Source organism: Streptomyces sp. NPDC027185 (assembly GCF_055567035.1).
Window position 1 is genome coordinate 819,469 of sequence record NZ_JBVHRF010000001.1, and the last position, 20,859, is coordinate 840,327.

Here is a 20,859-nt window from a genome sequence, read left to right on the forward strand (position 1 = left end):
ACCCGCCACCGGGCTCCCGCGCCCGCACGCCGCACCCCGGCTCCGCCCTGTCCGAGCCGGGGCGCCCCCCATCCGCGCAGCCCTCCGGCGCCCGCACCGCCCACCCGTGGCCGCGTCCGACCCGCCCGTTCCGTACCGCCTTCCGCCCGCGCTTCCGGACTGACGCTAGAATGGTCGGACCGTAAATCTAGTGGGAGGCGCTCCATGCGTATCGGACTCTTCGCCACCTGCCTGGGGGACACCCTCTTCCCCGACGCGGTGAAGGCCACCGCCCTGCTGCTCGCCCGTCTCGGGCACGAGGTGGTGTTCCCGCCGGAGCAGACCTGCTGCGGCCAGATGCACGTCAACACCGGCTACCAGCGCGAGCCGGTCCCCCTCGTCCGCGGCTTCGCGGACCAGTTCGGGGACGCGTCGATCGAGGCGGTGGTGATGCCGTCCGGTTCCTGTGCCGGCTCGGTCCGCCACCAGCACGAGATCGTCGCCGCGCGCTACGGCGACGCAGCCCTCCGCTCCGGCGTCGCCACCGTCAAGAAGAAGACGTACGAACTCTCCGAACTGCTGGTGGACGTGCTCGGCGTCACCGACGTCGGCGCGTACTTCCCGCACCGCGTCACGTACCACCCCACCTGTCACTCGCTGCGGATGCTGCGGGTCGGCGAGAAGCCGCTGCGGCTGCTGCGCGCGGTCGAGGAGATCGACCTCGTCGAGCTGCCGGAGGCCGACGCCTGCTGCGGCTTCGGCGGCACCTTCGCCGTCAAGAACGCCGACACCTCCTCGGCGATGCTGCACGACAAGCTCGGCCACATCGCCGAGACCGGCGCCGCCGTCTGCACCGCGGGCGACTCCTCCTGCCTGATGCACATCGGCGGCGGACTCTCCCGCATCCGGTCCTCCGCCCGCACCCTGCACCTCGCACAGATCCTCGCCGCCACCCGCACCGCGCCGTACGTCCCGACGGAGGCCGTCCGATGAGCACCTTCCTGGGCATGCCCGCAGCCCCGCCCCGCGCCCCGTACGGCGCCGGCAACCTCCGCGGCGACCGCAGCTTCCCCAAGGCCGCCCATGACGAGCTGCGCAACGAACAACTGCGCCGCAACCTCGGCCGGGCCACTCACACCATCCGCGCCAAGCGGCTCGCGGTCACCGGCGAACTCCCCGACTGGGAGCGGCTGCGCGACGCCGGCTCCGCGCTGAAGACCGCCACCATGAACCGCCTCCCCGACCTGCTGGAAGAGCTGGAGCGCAAGGTCACCGAGCGCGGCGGCACCGTCCACTGGGCGCGCGACGGCGTCGAGGCCAACGCGATCGTCACCGAGCTGATCGAGGCGACCGGCAGCCGCGAGGTCATCAAGGTCAAGTCGATGGCCACCCAGGAGATCGGCCTCAACGAACACCTCGAAAGCCGCGGCATCACCCCGTACGAGACCGATCTCGCCGAGCTGATCGTGCAGCTCGCGCACGACAAGCCGTCGCACATCCTCGTCCCGGCGATCCACCGCAACCGCGACGAGATCCGGGAGATCTTCCTCAAGGAGATCCCGGGCGTCGACCCGGCGCTGGACGCCGTGCCCGCGCAGCTGGCCGCCGCCGCCCGCGCCTATCTGCGGGAGAAGTTCATGACGACGAAGGTCGCCGTCTCCGGCGTCAACTTCGGCGTCGCCGAGACCGGCACGCTCGCCGTCGTCGAGTCCGAGGGCAACGGCCGGATGTGCCTGACGCTGCCCGAGACGCTGATCACCGTCATGGGCATCGAGAAGGTCATCCCCCGCTACCAGGACCTGGAGGTCTTCCTCCAGCTGCTGCCGCGCTCCTCCACCGGCGAGCGGATGAACCCGTACACCTCGATGTGGACCGGCACCACGCCCGGCGACGGACCGCAGAACTTCCACCTGGTCCTCCTCGACAACGGCCGCACCGCCGCCCTCGCCGACTCCGTCGGCCGCGAGGCGCTCAACTGCATCCGCTGCTCGGCCTGTCTCAACGTCTGCCCGGTCTACGAACGCGCCGGCGGCCACGCCTACGGCTCGACGTACCCGGGCCCGATCGGCGCCGTCCTCACCCCGCAGCTCGCCGGGATGCACGCCGCCAAGAACGACCCCAACAGCTCGCTGCCGTACGCCTCCAGCCTCTGCGGCGCCTGCTTCGACGCCTGCCCCGTCAAGATCGACATCCCGTCGCTCCTGGTCGAGCTGCGCCACCAGAAGACCGAACAGTCCGGTACCACCGCGGAGAAGCTCGCGATGAAGGCGGCGGCCGGCGTGATGAAGCGGCCCAAGGTCTACACCGCCGCGCAGAACGCCGCCCGCGTCGGCCGCGTCGCCGGGGGCCGCGACGGCACCATCTCCCACCTGCCGCCGCCGTTCAACGGCTGGAGCGAGAGCCGCGACACGCCCGTCCCGCCCCGGCACACCTTCCGCTCCTGGCTCAGCTCCTCCGAAGGCGCCGCCGCCCTGCGCGACGCCGCCGCCGAAGGCGCCCGGCAGCGCACCGCACACCCCGACACCCCCGAGGAGGAACGGTGACCACGACCGCACGCGAGACGGTCCTCGGCCGCATCCGCGACGCCCTGGCGCTCGCCCCCGCGCCTCAGGTGGACATCCCCCGCGCCTACCGCACCGGCCGCACCCTCCCCGGCGCCGACCGCCTCGCCCTCCTCACCGACCGGCTCGTCGACTACCGCGCCGAGGTCCACCCCTGCACCGCCCAGGAGACCGCCGCCACCGTCGCCGCCGTCCTGGCCGCCCGCGGCGCCCGCCTCGTCGGCGTCCCCGCCGGACTCGACCGCACCTGGCTGGCCGCGTACGACGGCGAGGTCCGCGAGGACGATCCGGCGGTGCCCCCGCCCGCGCTCGACGCCCTCGACGGGGTCGTCACCGCCTCCGCCGTCAGCTGCGCCGAGACCGGCACGATCTTCCTCGACGGCTCCCCGGACCAGGGCCGCCGCGCCCTCACCCTCGTCCCCGACCTGCACGTCTGCGTCGTGGACCTCTCCAGCGTGGAGGTCGGCGTCCCCGAGGCCGTCGCCCGCCTCGTCCCCGAACGGCCGACGACGCTGATCAGCGGCCCGTCCGCCACCTCCGACATCGAACTGGAACGCGTCGAGGGCGTCCACGGCCCCCGCACCCTGGACGTGATCATCCGGACGGACGTCTGACCGGACGCGGCGCAACGGTGAGGGCCCCGGGGAACACGCTCCCCGGGGCCCTCACCGTGTGCCGGATACCTCAGCACGGGCGGATGCCTCAGAACGGGCGGAAGCCGTCGTACTCCTGCTCCGCCTCGTCCCGCGCCGCGTCGCGGTCGCGGCGGCGCTGGGCCGCGGGCCGCGGGGCCTCCAGCCGGTGGTCCTCACCACGCCGGCCGAGCATCTCCGCACCGGCGGCCATCGTCGGCTCCCAGTCGAAGACCACGGCGTTGTCCTCGGGGCCGATCGCCACCCCGTCGCCGGTGTGCGCACCGGCCTTGAGCAGCGCGTCCTCCACACCGAGCCGGTTGAGCCGGTCCGCGAGGTAGCCGACCGCCTCGTCGTTGTTGAAGTCCGTCTGCCGCACCCAGCGCTCCGGCTTCTCGCCCCGCACCCGGTAGAAGTGGTCGCCCTCCTCCGTGACCGTGAAGCCGGAGTCGTCCACCGCCTTGGGCCGGATGACGATACGGGTCGCCTCCTGCACCGGCTTGGCGGCACGCGCCTGCGCCACGATCTCGGCGAGCGCGTACGACAGCTCCTTCAGGCCCTGGCGGGCGACGGCCGACACCTCGAAGACGCGGAATCCGCGCTCCTGGAGATCGCCGCGGATCATGTCGGCGAGGTCCTGCCCGTCCGGGATGTCGACCTTGTTGAGGACGACGAGGCGCGGCCGGTCCTCCAGACCGCCGTACTGCGCCAGCTCCTCCTCGATCTTGTCGAGGTCGGAGAGCGGATCGCGGTCCGACTCCAGCGTGGCGGTGTCCAGCACATGGACCAGCACCTCGCACCGCTCCACATGGCGCAGGAACTCCAGCCCCAGCCCCTTGCCCTGGCTGGCGCCCGGGATCAGACCGGGCACGTCCGCGATGGTGTAGACCGTCGAACCGGCCGTCACCACACCGAGGTTGGGCACCAGCGTGGTGAACGGATAGTCCGCGATCTTCGGCTTGGCCGCCGACAGCACCGAGATCAGCGAGGACTTACCGGCGCTCGGGAAGCCGACCAGCGCGACATCCGCGACGGTCTTCAGCTCCAGCACGATGTCGCGCGTCTCACCGGGCTCCCCCAGCAGCGCGAAACCGGGCGCCTTACGGCGCGCCGAGGCCAGCGCGGCGTTGCCGAGCCCGCCGCGTCCGCCCTGCCCCGCGACGAAGGTGGTGCCCTGCCCGACGAGGTCGGCGAGGACGTTGCCCTTGCGGTCCAGGACGACCGTGCCGTCCGGCACGGGCAGGACGAGGTCCTGGCCGTTCTTCCCGGCGCGGTGGTCACCGGCGCCGGGCTGGCCGTTGGTGGCCTTGCGGTGCGGGTGGTGGTGGTATTCGAGGAGGGTGGTGACGTCCTGGTCGACGACGAGGATCACATCGCCGCCGCGCCCGCCGTTGCCGCCGTCCGGCCCGCCGAGCGGCTTGAACTTCTCCCGCATCACGGAGGCCACGCCGTGGCCTCCGTTACCCGCGGCGACATGCAGTTCGACGCGGTCCACGAAGGTGGTCATGGTGAGGTGCCTCCAGATAACTACGGGAATGTCTCTGTACTAACACGCCAAGGGCGGACCGGCCTTCCCGCACGTGCGAGAAAGGCGGTCCGCCCTCGGAGTGGTGCTGCTGAGCTGTCGCCCGGCGGCTGATTACTCAGCGACCGGAACGATGTTCACGACCTTGCGACCACGGTGGGTGCCGAACTGCACCGCGCCCGCGGCCAGGGCGAACAGGGTGTCGTCGCCGCCGCGACCGACGCCCGTGCCCGGGTGGAAGTGGGTGCCACGCTGGCGGACCAGGATCTCACCGGCGTTGACGGCCTGACCGCCGAAGCGCTTCACGCCGAGCCGCTGAGCATTGGAATCGCGACCGTTCCGAGTGGACGATGCGCCCTTCTTGTGTGCCATGTCTCCTCAGTCCCTTACTTCGCCGGAGCGTCGATGCCGGTGATCTTCAGCGCCGTGTGGAGCTGGCGGTGGCCGATCCGCTTCTTGTAACCGGTCTTGTTCTTGTACTTCTGGATCCGGATCTTGTCGCCCTTGTGGTGGTCGACGACCTCGCCCTGGACCTTCACGCCGGCCAGGACCCACGGGTCGCTGGTGACCGACTCGCCGTCGACGACCAGCAGCGTCGAGAGCTCGACGGTGTCGCCGACCTTGCTGGTGGAAATGCGGTCAACCTCGATGACGTCGCCGACAGAGACCTTCTGCTGGCGTCCGCCGGTGCGCACGATCGCGTACACGCGGAACTCTCTTTCGCTAGGAACGGATCCTCTGATGCCAGCCGCTCACACGGGCCTGGGAGACTCCCGTGACATCCGAGTGGACGAGCGGCCTCCCCCGGCGGAGAGCCGGGAGGTCTTTGCTCAGGGGTTTGGTGTCACACAGACACCGACGGTCAAGGTTACGGGGCCTTGACCTGGGGGTCAAACCGGCCCCGGGCCGTCACCGACCCGGGGCGCGGTGCGTCCGTCAGTCCTCCGCGGCGGGCGACGCGGGCTCGGCGGCGGCGGTCTTCTTGGCCGCCGTCTTCTTCGCCGTCGTCTTCTTGGCCGTGGTCTTCTTCGCGGTCGTCTTCTTCGCGGCGGTCTTCTTGGCGGCGGTGGTGGTCTTCTTCGCCGCCGTCGCCTTCTTGGCCGTCGTCTTCTTGGCCGCGGTCTTCTTCGCGGTCGTCTTCTTGGCCGCCGTCTTCTTCGCCGCCTTCTTCGCCGTCTTCTTGGCGGCGGGCGCCTCCTCGACGGACTCGGCGGGCTCGGCGGACTCGACGGGCCCCGCCGGCGCCTCGGGCTCGGCCACCGGGGCCTCCACCACGGGCGCCTCCGCCTGCGGCGCGGCGCTCTCCGGCGCCTCGACCACGACGACCGCCGCCTCCGCGGCCTGCGGGGAGCCCGCCGGGGCGGACACCTTACGGGTCGCCCGGCGACGCGGACGGGCCGGCGCGGGCTCCGGCGCGGCAGGCGCCTCGGGCTCCGGCGCGGGCGCGGCCTCCGGCTCCGGGGCGGTCTCCACCACCGGCACCACGATCGCGGCGGCCTCGGCGGCCTTCGGCGCGCCCGCCGGGGCGGACGCCTTCCGGCTCGCCCGGCGACGGCCCCGGCCACGGGTGGCGGCCGCCTCGGCCTCGGCCGGGCTGCCGAACCACTCGTCGGCGTCGGCCACCGCGGGCACCAGCTCCGCCTCGGTCACGGCCACCGGCTCCAGCTCGGGCGCCTCGGGCTCGGCCGCCTGCTCCACCGCGGGCTCCACGGCCTGCTCGGCCGCGTGCTCGTGGTGGTCGTGGCGCTCGCCGCCGCCCTTGCCCTTCTTCTTGCGCTTGCCGCCACCGCCGGTGGTCGTCGGCTGGTCCATGTGGACGATGACGCCGCGGCCGTTGCAGTGGACGCAGGACTCGGAGAACGACTCCAGCAGCCCCTGGCCGACCCGCTTACGGGTCATCTGGACCAGGCCCAGCGAGGTGACCTCGGCCACCTGGTGCTTCGTCCGGTCGCGGCCCAGGCACTCCAGCATCCGCCGCAGCACCAGATCGCGGTTGGACTCCAGGACCATGTCGATGAAGTCGATGACGACGATGCCGCCGAGGTCACGCAGGCGCAGCTGGCGGACGATCTCCTCGGCCGCTTCGAGGTTGTTCCTCGTCACGGTCTCTTCGAGGTTGCCGCCCTGACCGGTGAACTTGCCGGTGTTGACGTCGATCACGACCATCGCTTCGGTCTTGTCGATCACCAGCGAACCGCCGCTGGGCAGCCAGACCTTGCGGTCCAGCGCCTTCATCAGCTGCTCGTCGATCCGGTACGTCGCGAAGACGTCCACGTCCGACGTCCACTTCTGGAGCCGGTCGGTGAGGTCCGGGGCGACGTGCGCGACGTAGCCGTGGATGGTCTCCCAGGCGTCGTCACCGCTGACGATGACCTTGGAGAAGTCCTCGTTGAAGATGTCGCGGACGACGCGGACGGTCATGTCCGGCTCGCCGTAGAGCAGGCTCGGCGCGCTCGTCGAGGGCGTCTTCGCCTTCTTCTGGATCTCTTCCCACTGCGCCTGGAGGCGCTCCACGTCACGGCGCAGCTCGTCCTCGCTGGCGCCCTCCGCGGCGGTACGGACGATGACGCCCGCGTCCTCGGGGACGATCTTCTTGAGGATCTGCTTCAGCCGGGCGCGCTCGGTGTCGGGCAGCTTGCGGCTGATACCCGTCATCGAGCCCTCGGGCACGTAGACGAGGTAGCGGCCGGGCAGCGAGACCTGGCTGGTCAGGCGGGCGCCCTTGTGGCCGATGGGGTCCTTGGTGACCTGCACCAGCACCGACTGGCCGGACTTCAGCGCGGTCTCGATGCGGCGCGGCCCGTTGGCCATGCCCAGCGCCTCGAAGTTGACCTCACCGGCGTAGAGCACGGCGTTGCGGCCCTTGCCGATGTCGACGAAGGCGGCCTCCATCGACGGCAGGACGTTCTGCACCTTGCCGAGGTAGACGTTGCCGACGTACGAGGTCGACTGCTCCTTGTTGACGAAGTGCTCGACGAGGACGTTGTCCTCCAGCACGCCGATCTGGGTGCGCTCGCCGCTCTGGCGGACGACCATGACCCGCTCGACGGCCTCACGGCGCGCCAGGAATTCCGCCTCGGTGATGATCGGCACCCGGCGGCGGCCCTGCTCACGCCCCTCGCGGCGGCGCTGCTTCTTCGCCTCCAGACGCGTCGAGCCCTTGATCGACTGGACCTCGTCGGCGCTGGTGGACTCGGCCTTGCGCTCGCGCGGCTCGCGGACCTTGACGACGGTGCGCTCGGGGTCGTCGCCGTTGTGGGCGGCGTCCCCGCCGTCGTCCCCGCTGCGGCGGCGACGGCGGCGACGGCGACGGCTGCTGCTGGAGCCGCCGGACGGCTCGTCGGCCCCGTCCTGCTCCGGAGCGGCCTCCTCGGGCTCCTCGTCCTCGGCGCTCTCCTGCGGCTCGGCGGCCTCGGCTGCCTGCTCGTCCGCGTCTGCGGCCTCACCGCGACGGCGACGGCGGCCACCGCGGCGGCGACGGCGCGAGGGGCGGTCGCCCGACTCGTCGTCGTGCGCGGCCTCGCGCTGCGCCGTCTCCTCGGCCTCCTCGGCCTCCTCGGCGCTCTCCTCCGGCTCCTCGACGGGCGCGACGGCGACGGGCTCGGCGGCCCGCTCGGCACGGCGCCGGCGACGGCGGCCGGACGGCTGCTCCTCGCGGGGCTCCTCACGGGGCCGCTCGATCTCGGCCTCGGCCTCGGCCGCGGCGGCCTCCTCCTCCCGGCGGGCCGCGGCGGCGGCAGCGGCCGCGGTCTCCGGCGTCTGGAACATCGGCTCGGCGAAGACCGGCGCCTGGAAGACGGCCGTCGGCGGACGCTGCGCACGGCGGCGCCCACGGGCCGGGGCCTCCTTGACCGGCGCCTCCTCGGCGGCGGGCGCCTCGGCGACCGGCTCGGCTCCCCGCTCACCACGGCGACGGGCCTTACGGCGCGGCACCTCGTCGGCCTCCGCCTCTGGCGCGGCCGGGGCCGGCTCGGCGGTCTGCGGGGCCTCCTCCGCGGCCTGCGGGGCACCGGCGGGCGCGGTGGCCTTACGGGTCGCCCGGCGGCGGGCACGCGGCGCGGGCGCCTCCTCGGCGACCGGCGCGGCCTCGGCGACCGGGGCCTGCGGCGCCTCCTCGACGGGCGCGGCGGCCGGCGCCTGCGCCACGGTCTCCTCGGCGCCGCGCGGGGCACCGGCCGGGGCGGTGGCCTTACGGGTGGCGCGGCGGCGCGGCCGGGCCGGAGCGGCGTCCGCGGCGGGCGCCTCGGCGGGCGTCTCCTGCGCGGGGGCCTCGGCGGCGGGCACCTCGGCGGTCTGCGGGGCCGCGTCCGCGCTCTGCGGCGCACCGGCGGGCGCGGTGGCCTTACGGGTCGCGCGACGGCGGGTGCGCGGCGCGGGCGCCTCCTCGGCGGCGGGCGCGGCCTCGGCGGCCGGGGCCTGCGGCGCGGGCGCCTCGGTGGTCTCGGCGGCGGGCTGCGGGGCACCGGCCGGGGCGGTGGCCTTACGGGTGGCGCGGCGGCGCGGCCGGGCCGGAGCGGCGTCCGCGGCGGGCGCCTCGGCGGGCGTCTCCTGCGCGGGGGCCTGCGGCGCGGCCGCGGTCTGCGGGGCGTCGCTCACCTGGACGGTGGCGCCGGTGCCCTGCGGCGGGCCCGCCGGGCGGGAGGCCGCGCGGCGCCTGCGGCGCGGCGGCAGCGTGTCGCTGGGGGAATTGTTGTCGTCCGCGCCACGGTCCGTGGACGGCGCGGGTGCGGTGGGCTCAATGGGTTCGAGCATGCGGGCGGTTCTCCCGTCACGCTCCCGGGCGCCGGGCCTGGTCCGGCCGCAGTGCCGCGTCATGAGCGCGGCCCTGCGGTCCGGGGCGCGGGCGCCGCACGGGAGCTGTCGTCTCGCTCACCGGGCCCGTGGTCCGGGCCGGCGAAAGTCTCCTGGTCAGTGCGTCTGCCGCACCGGGGTGGCTCCCTGGTTGGTCGGCGACGCGACGACGGCGCTCTACGCGGTGCCGTGCCCGGCACCGGCCGGGTTGTCCCCGCTCGGCGCCGTCGCGGCACGTGGCCCGGCGGCCGTGGTTGGGGCGGCCGTGGCAGCGTCGCGGTCGGGCGCCAGCGGGTCGGTCACCGCGCCGGTCTCCTCATCGAGCAGCCCCTGCGCCAGCCTGGTCACCGCTGCGGGGACCGGCGGCGCCAGGTCGGCCGCGGCTCGGAGGCCGGACAGGACGTCGTCGGGTCGAACGGCAGGTGTCACATGCCGAACAACCAGCCGCAGTATCGCACAGGCTTTGCCGTCGGGCCTATCGCCGTCCGCGGCGGTGACCTCCAGCGCGCTCACCGCGGCGCGCGCGTCGAAGGTCCGCATGCCGTTCTTCGTACGCCGTTCGACCAGCACTTCCTCGGCGGCGAGGAACGCCGCCACGGCCCGCTCGGCCGCCGCCGGCTCGACGCCGTCGAGCCGCAGCTCCCAGACCGAGGCCTGGAGCCGGTCGGCGAGGCCGCTGGTCCGCGCCTCGACGGCGTCGGTCACGTCGAGGCCCGCGGGCAGCGACGCGTCCAGCAGTTCGCGCAGGATCGCGGGGTCGCGCTCCTGGGTGAGCTGGATCTCCAGGTACTCGGCCTCACTGCCCGTACCCGTCGGGGCGGCGTTGGCGTACGACACCTTGGGGTGCGGGGTGAAGCCCGCCGAGTAGGCCATGGGGACCTCGGCGCGGCGCAGGGCCCGCTCGAAAGCGCGCTGGAAGTCGCGGTGGCTGGTGAACCGGAGGCGGCCGCGCTTGGTGTAGCGCAGACGGATGCGCTGCACCGCCGGTGCGGGCGGCGGGCCTTCGGGCTGTCGCTTGCCCAGTGTCGTTCAGTCCTTCGTGAGTGCGGTCGTACTGCTACCAAGAGTACGTGCCGCGCGCGCCGCCGGTTCCCCGCGGTGCGCTCCGGCCGCCGCCGAAGGCTCGCTCAGCCGCCGAACAGGGAGCGCCGGACCTCGCGCGCGGTGTCCCGCGCCAGCCGCAGCGGCGGTGCGAGAACGGCACGCAGTCCATGACCCAACGGAGTGAGCACCGTGCGGTACAGCCACCGCGACGGGCGGGCCACCAGCCACCGCCAGAGGAACGCCAGGCCCCGGCCCACCGCCCGGGAGATCCGTCCGGCGATCCGCCAGCAGCCGGCGAGGAACGCCCCGAGGGCGCGGAGCGCCGGCCACAGTACGTACTGCCACACGGCGGTGGCGGGGATCACCACGAGCCACCGGAAGAGGGGGGCGAGGATCCAGTGGTACACCCAGCGGGCCGGGACGGCGATCAGGTACCGGGCGAGGAAGCGGGCCGGGATCACCAGGACGTGGTGGAGCAGCCAGACGGTCGCCCGGCCCAGCGGGGTCAGGACCCAGCGGTACAGCCAACCGGCCGGGACGACGATCAGGTACCGGACCAGGAACGCCGCCGGGATCACGACCAGGTGGCGGAGGAGCCAGGCCACCGCCCGGCCCACCGGCGCGAGCACCCACGCGTACAGCCACCGGCCGGCGGGGGCGAGGACGTGCCGGCCGAGGAGGCGCAGTCCGTCGCCGAGGAGCCGCAGCGGCACCATGACGAGCACCACCGGCACCGCGAGAAGCCGGGCGAGGCAGCAGCCCGGTGCGAGCGCCCCGCCGGGCCCGGCCGTCCTCGATACGCCGCCGTGTGTCATCCGCCGTTCCCCCGTGCCGTTCCGTACCGCCGTCGTTCCGCGCGGCCTCGTCCGGGGCCCCACCCGGAGCTTCGTCGCGCGCGCCTCGCCGACCTTACGGGAGGCGGTCGCGGCGGCGTCGCGGGAGGTCGGGGCCGGTGTGCGGCAATGCGAGCGGCCCGGCACCGCGGAGCGCGGTGCCGGGCCGAACTGCTTCATCCGTACGGGGACTCGGGGAGCCGATCGCCCCAACTCCCTTTCCGGTACAGGGAGTTGACGCACCGGTGGCGGCAACTCCCCTTCTCCTCCGGTTACTTGTTGACCACCGAGAGAGGGAGCAGCTTCTTGCCGGTCGGGCCGATCTGGATGTCGAGGTCCAGCTGCGGGCAGACGCCGCAGTCGAAGCACGGGGACCAGCGGCAGTCCTCGACCTCGGTCTCGTCGAGGGCGTCCTGCCAGTCCTCCCAGAGCCAGTCCTTGTCGAGACCGGAATCGAGGTGGTCCCAGGGCAGGACCTCCTCGTAGGTGCGCTCGCGCGTGGTGTACCAGGCGACGTCGACGCCGAACTCCGGCAGCGTCTTCTCCGCCGCCTGCATCCAGCGGTCGTACGAGAAGTACTCGCGCCAGCCGTCGAACCGGCCGCCGCCCTCGTAGACGGCGCGGATGACGGCGCCGACGCGGCGGTCACCGCGGGAGAGCAGGCCCTCGACGATGCCGGGCTTGCCGTCGTGGTAGCGGAAGCCGATGGAGCGGCCGTACTTCTTGTCGCCGCGGATCTTGTCGCGCAGCTTGGCGAGGCGGGCGTCGGTCTCCTCGGCGGAGAGCTGCGGGGCCCACTGGAACGGCGTGTGCGGCTTGGGGACGAACCCGCCGATGGAGACCGTGCAGCGGATGTCGTTCTGCCCGGAGACCTTGCGGCCCTCGGCGATGACGTTGACCGCCATGTCGCCGATCTGGAGGACGTCCTCGTCGGTCTCGGTGGGCAGTCCGCACATGAAGTACAGCTTCACCTGGCGCCAGCCGTTGCCGTACGCCGTGGAGACCGTGCGGATCAGGTCCTCTTCCGAGACCATCTTGTTGATGACCTTGCGGATGCGCTCCGAGCCGCCCTCGGGCGCGAAGGTCAGTCCCGAGCGACGGCCGTTGCGCGTCAGCTCGTTGGCCAGGTCGATGTTGAACGCGTCGACCCGGGTGGAGGGGAGGGACAAGCCGATCTTGTCCTCCTCGTACCGGTCGGCGAGGCCCTTGGCGACGTCGCCGATCTCGGTGTGGTCCGCGGAGGACAGCGACAACAGGCCGACCTCCTCGAATCCCGTGGCCTTCAGGCCCTTGTCCACCATCTCGCCGATGCCGGTGATGCTTCGCTCCCGGACGGGACGCGTGATCATGCCTGCCTGGCAGAAACGGCAGCCGCGGGTGCAGCCACGGAAGATCTCGACCGACATCCGCTCGTGGACGGTCTCGGCCAGGGGGACGAGCGGCTGCTTGGGGTAGGGCCACTCGTCGAGGTCCATGACGGTGTGCTTGGACACCCGCCACGGGACGCCGGAACGGTTGGGCACGACGCGGGAGATCCGCCCGTCGGCCAGGTACTCGACGTCGTAGAACTTGGGGACGTAGACGTTGCCGGTCTTCGCGAGGCGGAAGAGCAGCTCGTCACGGCCGCCGGGGCGGCCCTCGTTCTTCCACGCCCGGATGATCTCGGTGATCTCCAGGACCGCCTGCTCGCCGTCGCCGACGACCGCGCAGTCCAGGAAGTCCGCGATGGGCTCCGGATTGAACGCGGCGTGGCCGCCCGCGAGGATCAGCGGGTGGTCCTCGGTGCGGTCCTTGGCCTCGATCGGGATGCCCGAGAGGTCGAGGGCGGTGAGGAGGTTGGTGTAGCCCAGCTCGGTGGAGAACGAGACACCGAGCACGTCGAAGGCGCTGACCGGGCGGTGCGCGTCGACGGTGAACTGCGGGACGCCGTGCTCCCGCATCAGCGCCTCCAGGTCCGGCCAGACGCTGTAGGTGCGCTCGGCGAGGACGCCCTCGCGCTCGTTGAGCACCTCGTAGAGGATCATCACGCCCTGGTTGGGCAGGCCGACCTCGTACGCGTCCGGGTACATGAGCGACCAGCGGACATCGCAGTCGTCCCATTCCTTGACGGTGGAGTTCAGCTCGCCGCCGACGTATTGGATCGGCTTCTGGACGTGCGGGAGAAGGGCCTCCAGGCGCGGGAAGACCGACTCGACAGGCATCGCGGGATCTTTCGTCAGCGGGCAGGGGTGACCCTCAAGCCTAACGCGTCCGAAGGGGCGCCCTTGACGTGTGCCGGGGGTGATGCGGAGGGTGCGGTGGGTGACGGGACGGGGCCGCGGTACATCCGGGCGGGCGCGGGGTCCGGCGGTGCCGGACCGGGCGTGAACGGCGTACGGGCCGTACGGGCCGCACGTCAGCGGTCCGGCCGGGAGCCCGGCGGCGCGTCCTCCTCGGCCTTCTTCCACAGCCGGGGCAGGCGGGCCTCGCAGGTCGCCGCCAGCGTCTCCTGTCTGCCGTGCAGCAGGCCGTAGGTGAAGGCGTTCTCACCCACCGCGTGCGCCTGACCGGCGAGGTCGCGCAGGGCGGCGCGGGTCAGCACGGTGTCGTGGTGGTCGCCGAGCACCTCCTGGAGGGCGGTGACGCGGCGGACGCAGCGGGCGGCGGGCCGGCCCAGCGCCGGGCGGGCCGCCTCCGCCGCGTACCGGAGGCGTTTGGCCGCCTTACGGGCCTCGTGCAGCGCCCGGTCGCGCTCCGGGCCCGGCGGGGCGTCCAGCGCGCGGCGCATCCGCCCGGACAGCCGCCGGAAGTCCTCGCGCAGCGCCCGGGTCAGCTCCTTCTCCGGGGCGCGGGCGGCGGGCGGGCGCAGCGGCGGATCGGCGAGGAGCCGGTCCAGGGTGCCGAGCAGCGTCCGGTAGCGGGCCCCGTCGAGCACCGCGGTGAGATGCCGGGCGGCGCCGCGGCGGGGCCGTGCCCAGATACGCACCCGGGAGCGGACCGGGCCGGCCCGCAGCTCCCGCGGCAGCGCGGCGAGGCCGTCACCGATCCGCGCGAGCAGCACCTCGCGGTCCCGGTCGAGTCCCAACTCCCCTGCCAGCCAGGAGAGTTCGGCAATGACGGGATCGGTCACCGTACGGTCGAACAGCCGCCGGTAGGACCGCAGCGCGGCGCGCAGCCGACGGGTCGCGACCCGCATCCGGTGCACCGAATCGGGCAGCTCCCGGCGGACCGCGGGGTCGAGCGCGACGAGCGCCCGCAGCTGCTGCCGGAGATAGCCGAGGACGATGTCCCCGGCGGTGCGCGCCATATTTCGAATTTAGTCGCGAATTCGGAGGGAGGGGGAAGGAGGAAGGGGAGCGCGAGGTGCCCGGGTGCAGCCGGGCCCGGAGCGCGAGGTGCCCGGTACGGCCCGGCCCGGGAGTGCGAAGTGCCCGGTACGGCCCGGCGCCGGAGCGCGAAGTGCCCGGCATGCCCCGGCGGCGCCCGGCCCCGAACACGGGGCGCCCGAAGCCCATCGGTACCCCCACCCGTACCCCGCCCCGGAGACCCGCCGCAGGTCACCCCCGCTCTCCCCCGAGCGCACCGCCCCCGCGCCGGGGCGAGCGGGGACCGGCGCGCTTCCCGTCGCGCGCCACCGTTCCGCGCCCCCGTGCGCCCCGTCTGCTGACGGCGCGCCCGGCGGGGCGGGGAGCGGTCCGGGGGCCCTGAATTACGGTGTGCGAGGGCCGGTGACGGAGGGTGTGTCGCCCTCTCCGGTCCGCCCGATGCCGTCCGTCCGCCGGGGCCCGCGCGGCTCCCGGTGGCCGTCCTCCCTGAAGGGAGAACCCGTGCACCCGACCCGCACCACCGGCGCTCGGGCACCGGTCCGCTCCGCGGCCGGTACCCGCCCGCATCTGCTGATCGCGCCCAGCGGCCCGGCCGCCGCCCGGACCGCCCGCGACTTCGTCCGCGCCGTACTGCGCGGCACCCCGGTCGAGCCGCTGCGGGACACCGCCGTCCTGCTCACCTCGGAGGCGGTCACCCGCGCGCACCCGCTGACGGACGGCGCGCCCGACGTCCTGGTCCGCGTGGTGACCGGCGACGGCGCGGCCGGGCTGCGGGTCAGCGTGTACGGCGGGCCCGGCGCCGCCCGGCCCGGTGAGCGGGGCCACGACGGCGCGGCCGACCTCTCCGGCCTGCTGTTCGGCGCCCTCGCGGACGCCTGGGGCACGGCGGAGCCCGGCGGGACGGACCGCCCCGCCGGGCTCTGGTTCGAACTGCGGACGCCGCGGGTGGGGCGTCAGCGGGAGGCCGACACCGGCCGCTCCACCCGGATGGACTGCAGCAGCCCTATGGCGATCCAGACGGCGAACATCGACGTACCGCCGTAGGAGACGAACGGCAGCGGCAGGCCGGTGACCGGCATGATGCCGAGCGTCATACCGATGTTCTCGAACGCCTGGAACGCGAACCACGCGATGATCCCCGCGGCGACGATCGTGCCGTACAGCTCGGTCGTCTCGCGGGCGATGCGGCAGGCGCGCCACATGACCACGCCCAGCAGGACGATGATCAGGCCCGCACCGAGGAAGCCCAGCTCCTCACCGGCGACGGTGAAGATGAAGTCCGTCTGCTGCTCGGGCACGAACTGGCCGGTGGTCTGGCTGCCGTGGAAGAGACCGGAGCCGGTGAGCCCGCCGCCGCCGATGGCGATCCGCGCCTGGTTGGTGTTGTAGCCGACGCCCGCGGGGTCCAGGCTCGGGTTGGCGAACGCGGCGAAGCGGGCGATCTGGTACTCGTCGAGCAGGTTGAGCTGCCAGATCGCGAGACAGCCGGCGACGCCGGCGCCCAGCAGACCGAGGATCCAGCGGTTGGAGGCGCCGGAGGCGAGCAGCACGCCGAGGATGATGGCGCCGAGCACCATGATCGAGCCGAGGTCCGGCATCAGCAGGATGATCAGCACCGGGACGGCGGCCAGGCCCAGCGCCTGGACGACGGTCCGGTGGCCGGGGTGCGGGGTGTCCCCCGCGTCGACCCGGGAGGCTAGGATCATCGCCATCCCCAGCGTGATGGTGATCTTGGCGAACTCCGCAGGCTGCAACGAGAAGCCGCCGGGAATCGCCAGCCAGGACCGCGAGCCGTTGATGGTGGCGCCGATCGGCGTCAGCACCAGCAGCGCCAGCACCACCGACACGCCGTAGAGCACCGGGATGGCGCCGCGCAGTGTGCGGTGGCCCAGCCAGATCGTTCCGGCGGCCAGCGCCAGACCGATGCCGGTGTTCAGCAGATGCCGCAGGAAGAAGTAGTACGGATCGCCGTGGTTGAGCTCGGTGCGGTTGCGCGTCGCGGAGAAGATCAGCAGCGAGCCGAGCAGCGACAGCGCCAGGCAGGACAGCATCAGCGGCCAGTCGAGCTTGCGGACGGCCGAGTCACGGTCCATCAGCTTGCCCCAGGCGCCCGTCTCGGGGGCGTACCGCCGGACGTTGAACATCCGGGACGTGGGACTCGTCGTCACTCTTCCGCCTCCGCTCCGTCGCCCTCGTCGGCCGACGGGTCGGCGACCGGCTCGATGGGCTGCGCCTGGATGGTGCCGTCCCGCTCGATGACCGGCAGCGACGACTGCGGGGCCGGCAGCAGCGCCGCCTTGTTGTCGATCTCGCCCTTGTCGTCGACGCCGTAGAGCGCGTTGTAGATCTTCCGGACCGCGGGTCCCGAGGCGCCGGAGCCGGTACCACCCTGGGAGATGGTCATGACGATGGAGTAGTCCTTGGTGTACGTCGCGAACCACGAGGTCGTCTGCTTGCCGTAGACCTCGGCGGTACCGGTCTTGGCGTGCATCGGGATCTTCTCCTGCGGCCAGCCCTGGAAGCGCCAGGCGGCGGTGCCGCGGGTGGCGACGCCGGCGAGCGCCGCGTCGATCTGCTTGAGCGTCGCCGGGGAGTCGGGCAGCTTGCCGTGCGCCTTCGGCGTGATCTTCTCGATCTTCTTGCCGTCGGGGCTGACGATCGCCTTGCCGAGGGTCGGGTCGTGGAGGGTGCCGCCGTTGGAGAGCGCGGCGTAGATCGTCGCCATCTGGATCGGGGTGACGAGGGTGTCGCCCTGGCCGATGGAGTAGTTGACGGAGTCACCGGCGCGCATCTTCATACCGGACTCGCAGTTCTCCTTGGCGATCTTGGAGACGTAGTCGTCGGCGTTCTTGCCCTGGGCGCACCAGCCGGTCTTGTTCGCCTCCCAGTAGTCCTTCTTCCAGCGGCGGTCCGGGACCCGGCCGCTGACCTCGTCCGGCAGGTCGATGCCGGTCTTCTTGCCGAGGCCGAACTGATGGGCCGTCTTGTAGAACCAGTCGGCGGGGTTCTTGGGGTTGTTGCCGCCGTCCTTCTTCCACTGGTCGTAGGCGATGTTGTAGAAGACCGTGTCGCAGGAGACCTCCAGCGCGCGGCCGAGGCTGATGGGGCCGAAGTTCTCCGACTCGAAGTTCTTGAAGACCTGGCCGCCGATGTTGAACGAGCTGGTGCAGGGGTAGCGCCCGTTGAACGGGTAGCCCGCGTTGACGGCGGCGGTGGTCGAGATGACCTTGAAGATCGAGCCGGGCGCCGCCTGCCCCTGGGTGGCGCGGTTGAGCAGCGGGTAGTTGGACTTCTTGCCGGTGAGCTTGGCGTAGTCCTTGCCGGAGATCCCGCCGACCCAGGCGTTCGGGTCGTACGAGGGGTTGGACGCCATCGCGACGACGCGGCCGGTCTTCGCCTCCATGACGACGACGGCGCCGGCGTCGGCCTTGTAGTTGGTACCGGTGTTCTTGTCGTGCTCCAGGCGGGCGTCCTTCATCGCCTGGTACAGCTCCTTCTCCGCGACCGCCTGGACGCGGGCGTCGATGCTGGTGACGACGTTGGCGCCGGGGACGGCCGGATCGCTGTGGGCCTTGCCGATGACCCGGCCGAGGTTGTCGACCTCGTAGCGGGTGACGCCGGCCTTGCCGCGCAGCGCGCTGTCGTACGTCCGCTCCAGCCCGGAGCGGCCGATCTGGTCCGAGCGCAGCAGCGGCGAGCGGGTGTGTTCGGCCTTCTTGATCTCCTCGTCGGTGACCGGCGAGAGGTAGCCGAGGACCTGTGCGGTCTGCGCCTTCGCCGGGGCGGCGTAGCGGCGGACGGCGGTCGGCTCGGCGCTGATGCCGGGGAAGTCCTCGGAGCGCTCGCGGATCTGGAGGGCCTGCTGGGTGGTGGCCTTGTCGGTGATCGGGATGGGCTGGTACGGCGAGCCGTTCCAGCAGGGCTGCGGGGTCTTCGCGTCGCAGAGCCGGACCTTGTTACGGATCTCCTGCTCGGGGATGCCGAGGACGTCGGAGAGGCGGCCGAGGACGGCCTTGCCGTCGTCCTTCATCTTCAGCAGTTCGGTGCGGCTGGCGGAGACCACCAGCCGGGTCTCGTTGTCGGCGAGCGGCACCCCGCGGGCGTCGAGGATCGAGCCGCGGGTGGCCGGGTCGACGACCTGCTGGACGTGGTTGCTACGGGCCTTGCTCGCGTACTCCTGGCCGTTGCGGATCTGGAGGAACCAGAGACGGCCGCCGAGGGTGAGCAGCAGGGAGAAGACGAGGATCTGGAGGGCGATCAGCCGGGCGGTGACGCGGGTGGTCCGGCCGGTCTCAGGAATGTTGCTCATGGCCCCTCCGCTGCTCGGTGCGGACGCGGGGCGGTCGGTCGGTCACAGGCGCTTGACCCCCTTGATGCGCGCGGCCTTGTTCCGGGCGGAGCGGCCGAGGAGGCCGCCCCGGGAGGGCCGGGGCGGCTTCGGCGTCCGCCCGGCCTTCACCCCGCCGCGGCTCGCCTTGAGGCCGGTGCCGGTGGTCATCCAGCCGTACGCGGGCTCCCGGCCGGCGACCGGTCCGCCCGTGCCGCCGGAGCCGTCGCCGGTCAGCGGCTCGCCCTCCAGCCGGCGGGCGAGCGCCATCACACCGGGCACGATGAACGGCGCGAGCAGCAGGTCGTAGACGGTGGCGCTGAGGACCAGACCGCCGACGCCGACGTGCCGGGCGGTGGTGTCGCCGACCAGCGCGCCGACGCCCGCGTAGAGCAGCGTGGAGACGACGGCGGCGCCGAGGACGGTGAGCAGCGGGACGGTCGCCGAGCGGTGGCGGCCGTTCTCCGGGCGGGTCAGGCCCGCGGCGTACCCGACGATGCAGAGCACCAGCGCGTAGCGGCCGACGGCGTGGTCGGAGGGGGGCGCGAGGTCGGCGAGGAGCCCGGCGGCGAAGCCGACGAGGCAGCCGCCGACGTGCCCGTGGACCAACGCGAGGCCGACGACGACGAGCAGCAGCAGGTCCGGTACGGCGCCGGGCAGTTGCAGCCGGGCCAGGACGCTGACCTGGAGGACCAGGGCGATGAGGACGAGCGGGACGGTCAGCAGGATCCGGTTGATGCGCATCGGTCAGCTCCTGGGGGATTCGCCGTCGGTGGGCGTGGCGGTGACCGTGACCGTGGGCGTCGGCCGGGGCTTCGCCGGCGGCGCGGGGAGCACGGTGTCGCGCGGGTCCTTGCGCGGCGGCTGGACGACCACACCGACGACGTCGAGCTGGGAGAAGCCGACGTACGTACGGACCTGGACGGTGCGGGTCAGGTCCCCGTTGGACGGCTCGACCTTGACGACGCGGCCGACCGGCACACCGGGCACGAACGGCTTGTCCCGGCTGGAGCCGAAGGTGACCATCCGGTCGCCCTTCTTCACCGACGCCTTGCCGTTGAGGAGCTGGACGCGCATCGCCCGGCCGCCCTGGCCGGACGCGAAGCCGATCTCGTCGGTCTTCTCCATCCGGGTGCCGACGGTGAAGTCCGGGTCGTTGGCGAGCAGGATGGTGGCGGTGGAGGTGCCGACGGTGGTGACGCGGCCGACGAGCCCGTCACCGTTGAGCACCGTCATGTCACGGGCGATACCGTCCCGGCTGCCCGCGTCGATGGTGATCGTCCAGGAGAAGCCCTGGGCCGCGCCGATGGCGATGACCTGGGCGCCCTTGATGCCGTACTGGCCGGCGCCGGCGGTCTTGAGCATCTTGTCCAGCTCGGCGGCGCGGTTGCGGTTGCGGTCGGACGAGCCGAGCTGGGCCTTCAGGGCGGCGTTCTCGCGTTCCAGCGCGGCGATCCTGGTGTGCCGTTCGCCGGAGTCGCGGACCGCGCCGATGGCGTTGCCGATCGGGTTGACCGCGGAGGCGACGCCGTTCTCGACGGGGCCGAAGGCGGAGGCGGCGGCCTGGCGGGCGCCGTCGAGCGGGGACTGTTCGCCACCGCGGATGTCCACCGTGATCAGCGCGAACGCGATCGCGACCAGCAGCACAAGTAGCAGCCGGCTCTCTCGTGTGTCCCTCACGTGCGGCGGCCGTGTCCTTCCTCGTAGGACCGGCCGGCTGCGGGCCCGCGCCGGTCTCGTTCGGGAGTGCAGAGTGTTGTGCCTGTGTACGCGGTGGCTGGTGGTGCGGGGTCAGTCCACCGGGTTTTTCCGGGGGTTGGGCGGTGCCCGGGGCCGGACACCGGCCGCTTCGGGGTGGTGCC

General features: G+C 72.9%; 15 protein-coding genes and 1 pseudogene. 4 read left to right on the forward strand and 12 right to left on the reverse strand.

Annotated elements, in window-relative coordinates; all coding sequences use genetic code 11:
- Positions 1 to 204 precede the first annotated feature (204 nt).
- From ACZ4M8_RS03510 to ACZ4M8_RS03520, 3 genes are read left to right on the forward strand one after another with little or no spacing between them, the layout of a single operon-like run.
- Positions 205 to 972 (forward strand): (Fe-S)-binding protein, encoded by a 768-nt coding sequence (locus ACZ4M8_RS03510; RefSeq protein ID WP_467602984.1) that lies wholly within the window; start codon positions 205 to 207, stop codon positions 970 to 972.
- Entirely contained in the window at positions 969 to 2,522 is a 1,554-nt protein-coding gene (locus ACZ4M8_RS03515; protein ID WP_467602985.1) for a lactate utilization protein B, read from the forward strand. The genes ACZ4M8_RS03510 and ACZ4M8_RS03515 overlap by 4 nt, the downstream gene beginning before the upstream one ends.
- Positions 2,519 to 3,154 (forward strand): LutC/YkgG family protein, encoded by a 636-nt coding sequence (locus ACZ4M8_RS03520; protein WP_467602986.1) that lies wholly within the window; start codon positions 2,519 to 2,521, stop codon positions 3,152 to 3,154. The genes ACZ4M8_RS03515 and ACZ4M8_RS03520 overlap by 4 nt, the downstream gene beginning before the upstream one ends.
- An 88-nt stretch (positions 3,155 to 3,242) precedes the next feature.
- Here the strand turns inward: ACZ4M8_RS03520 and obgE are convergent, their stop codons facing one another.
- The 8 genes and pseudogenes from obgE to ACZ4M8_RS03560 all read right to left on the reverse strand — a co-directional run.
- Positions 3,243 to 4,679: a GTPase ObgE gene (gene obgE / locus ACZ4M8_RS03525; RefSeq protein ID WP_467602988.1), complete on the reverse strand. Its 1,437-nt coding sequence runs from the start codon at positions 4,677 to 4,679 to the stop codon at positions 3,243 to 3,245.
- A gap of 132 nt (positions 4,680 to 4,811) precedes the next feature.
- On the reverse strand, positions 4,812 to 5,069 hold the full coding sequence (rpmA, locus tag ACZ4M8_RS03530; RefSeq protein ID WP_009717948.1) for a 50S ribosomal protein L27: 258 nt from the start codon (positions 5,067 to 5,069) through the stop codon (positions 4,812 to 4,814).
- A gap of 14 nt (positions 5,070 to 5,083) precedes the next feature.
- The gene (gene rplU / locus ACZ4M8_RS03535) at positions 5,084 to 5,404 is read right to left on the reverse strand and encodes a 50S ribosomal protein L21 (RefSeq protein ID WP_399091067.1); all 321 of its coding nucleotides are present in this window, start codon (positions 5,402 to 5,404) and stop codon (positions 5,084 to 5,086) included.
- Between the two features lie 229 nt (positions 5,405 to 5,633).
- A complete protein-coding gene (locus tag ACZ4M8_RS03540) occupies positions 5,634 to 9,449 on the reverse strand; it encodes an Rne/Rng family ribonuclease (protein WP_467602990.1) in 3,816 nt (1,271 codons plus the stop codon).
- 216 nt (positions 9,450 to 9,665) lie between these two features.
- Positions 9,666 to 10,469 carry a TIGR03936 family radical SAM-associated protein gene (locus tag ACZ4M8_RS03545; RefSeq protein WP_467602991.1) on the reverse strand — a complete coding sequence of 268 codons (804 nt, stop codon included), beginning with the start codon at positions 10,467 to 10,469 and terminating at the stop codon, positions 9,666 to 9,668.
- 146 nt (positions 10,470 to 10,615) lie between these two features.
- Positions 10,616 to 11,347, reverse strand: coding sequence for a hypothetical protein (locus ACZ4M8_RS03550; protein ID WP_467602993.1), 732 nt, complete (start codon positions 11,345 to 11,347; stop codon positions 10,616 to 10,618).
- Between the two features lie 290 nt (positions 11,348 to 11,637).
- A complete protein-coding gene (locus tag ACZ4M8_RS03555) occupies positions 11,638 to 13,566 on the reverse strand; it encodes a TIGR03960 family B12-binding radical SAM protein (protein ID WP_467602994.1) in 1,929 nt (642 codons plus the stop codon).
- Between the two features lie 194 nt (positions 13,567 to 13,760).
- A pseudogene (locus ACZ4M8_RS03560) lies at positions 13,761 to 14,645 on the reverse strand (CHAD domain-containing protein); the annotation flags it as partial.
- Between the two features lie 526 nt (positions 14,646 to 15,171).
- Between ACZ4M8_RS03560 and ACZ4M8_RS03565 the strand changes: the two are divergent.
- The gene (locus ACZ4M8_RS03565) at positions 15,172 to 15,714 is read left to right on the forward strand and encodes an ATP-binding protein (RefSeq protein WP_467602996.1); all 543 of its coding nucleotides are present in this window, start codon (positions 15,172 to 15,174) and stop codon (positions 15,712 to 15,714) included.
- Here the strand turns inward: ACZ4M8_RS03565 and rodA are convergent.
- Genes rodA through mreC form a run of 4 tightly spaced genes read right to left on the reverse strand, consistent with a single transcriptional unit; the run spans position 15,624 to position 20,677 of the window.
- The gene (gene rodA, locus ACZ4M8_RS03570; RefSeq protein ID WP_467603463.1) at positions 15,624 to 16,814 is read right to left on the reverse strand and encodes a rod shape-determining protein RodA; all 1,191 of its coding nucleotides are present in this window, start codon (positions 16,812 to 16,814) and stop codon (positions 15,624 to 15,626) included. The two genes, ACZ4M8_RS03565 and rodA, sit on opposite strands and share 91 nt — an antisense overlap.
- Positions 16,815 to 16,834: 20 nt before the next feature.
- Positions 16,835 to 18,979: a penicillin-binding protein 2 gene (gene mrdA / locus ACZ4M8_RS03575; protein WP_467602997.1), complete on the reverse strand. Its 2,145-nt coding sequence runs from the start codon at positions 18,977 to 18,979 to the stop codon at positions 16,835 to 16,837.
- 42 nt (positions 18,980 to 19,021) lie between these two features.
- Positions 19,022 to 19,741, reverse strand: a complete 720-nt coding sequence (gene mreD, locus ACZ4M8_RS03580) for a rod shape-determining protein MreD (RefSeq protein WP_467602998.1) — start codon at positions 19,739 to 19,741, stop codon at positions 19,022 to 19,024.
- 3 nt (positions 19,742 to 19,744) lie between these two features.
- The gene (mreC, locus tag ACZ4M8_RS03585; RefSeq protein ID WP_467603000.1) at positions 19,745 to 20,677 is read right to left on the reverse strand and encodes a rod shape-determining protein MreC; all 933 of its coding nucleotides are present in this window, start codon (positions 20,675 to 20,677) and stop codon (positions 19,745 to 19,747) included.
- Positions 20,678 to 20,859: the final 182 nt, after the last annotated feature.

Excerpts from the sequence above, each read along its gene's own strand:
- mreD (WP_467602998.1), bottom strand. The coding sequence starts at position 19,741 with ATGCGCATCAACCGGATCCTGCTGACCGTCCCGCTCGTCCTCATCGCC.
- ACZ4M8_RS03515 (WP_467602985.1), top strand. The coding sequence starts at position 969 with ATGAGCACCTTCCTGGGCATGCCCGCAGCCCCGCCCCGCGCCCCGTAC.
- ACZ4M8_RS03550 (WP_467602993.1), bottom strand. The coding sequence starts at position 11,347 with ATGACACACGGCGGCGTATCGAGGACGGCCGGGCCCGGCGGGGCGCTC.
- rpmA (WP_009717948.1), bottom strand. The coding sequence starts at position 5,069 with ATGGCACACAAGAAGGGCGCATCGTCCACTCGGAACGGTCGCGATTCC.
- ACZ4M8_RS03510 (WP_467602984.1), top strand. The coding sequence starts at position 205 with ATGCGTATCGGACTCTTCGCCACCTGCCTGGGGGACACCCTCTTCCCC.
- rodA (WP_467603463.1), bottom strand. The coding sequence starts at position 16,814 with ATGTTCAACGTCCGGCGGTACGCCCCCGAGACGGGCGCCTGGGGCAAG.
- obgE (WP_467602988.1), bottom strand. The coding sequence starts at position 4,679 with ATGACCACCTTCGTGGACCGCGTCGAACTGCATGTCGCCGCGGGTAAC.
- mrdA (WP_467602997.1), bottom strand. The coding sequence starts at position 18,979 with ATGAGCAACATTCCTGAGACCGGCCGGACCACCCGCGTCACCGCCCGG.
- ACZ4M8_RS03540 (WP_467602990.1), bottom strand. The coding sequence starts at position 9,449 with ATGCTCGAACCCATTGAGCCCACCGCACCCGCGCCGTCCACGGACCGT.
- ACZ4M8_RS03555 (WP_467602994.1), bottom strand. The coding sequence starts at position 13,566 with ATGCCTGTCGAGTCGGTCTTCCCGCGCCTGGAGGCCCTTCTCCCGCAC.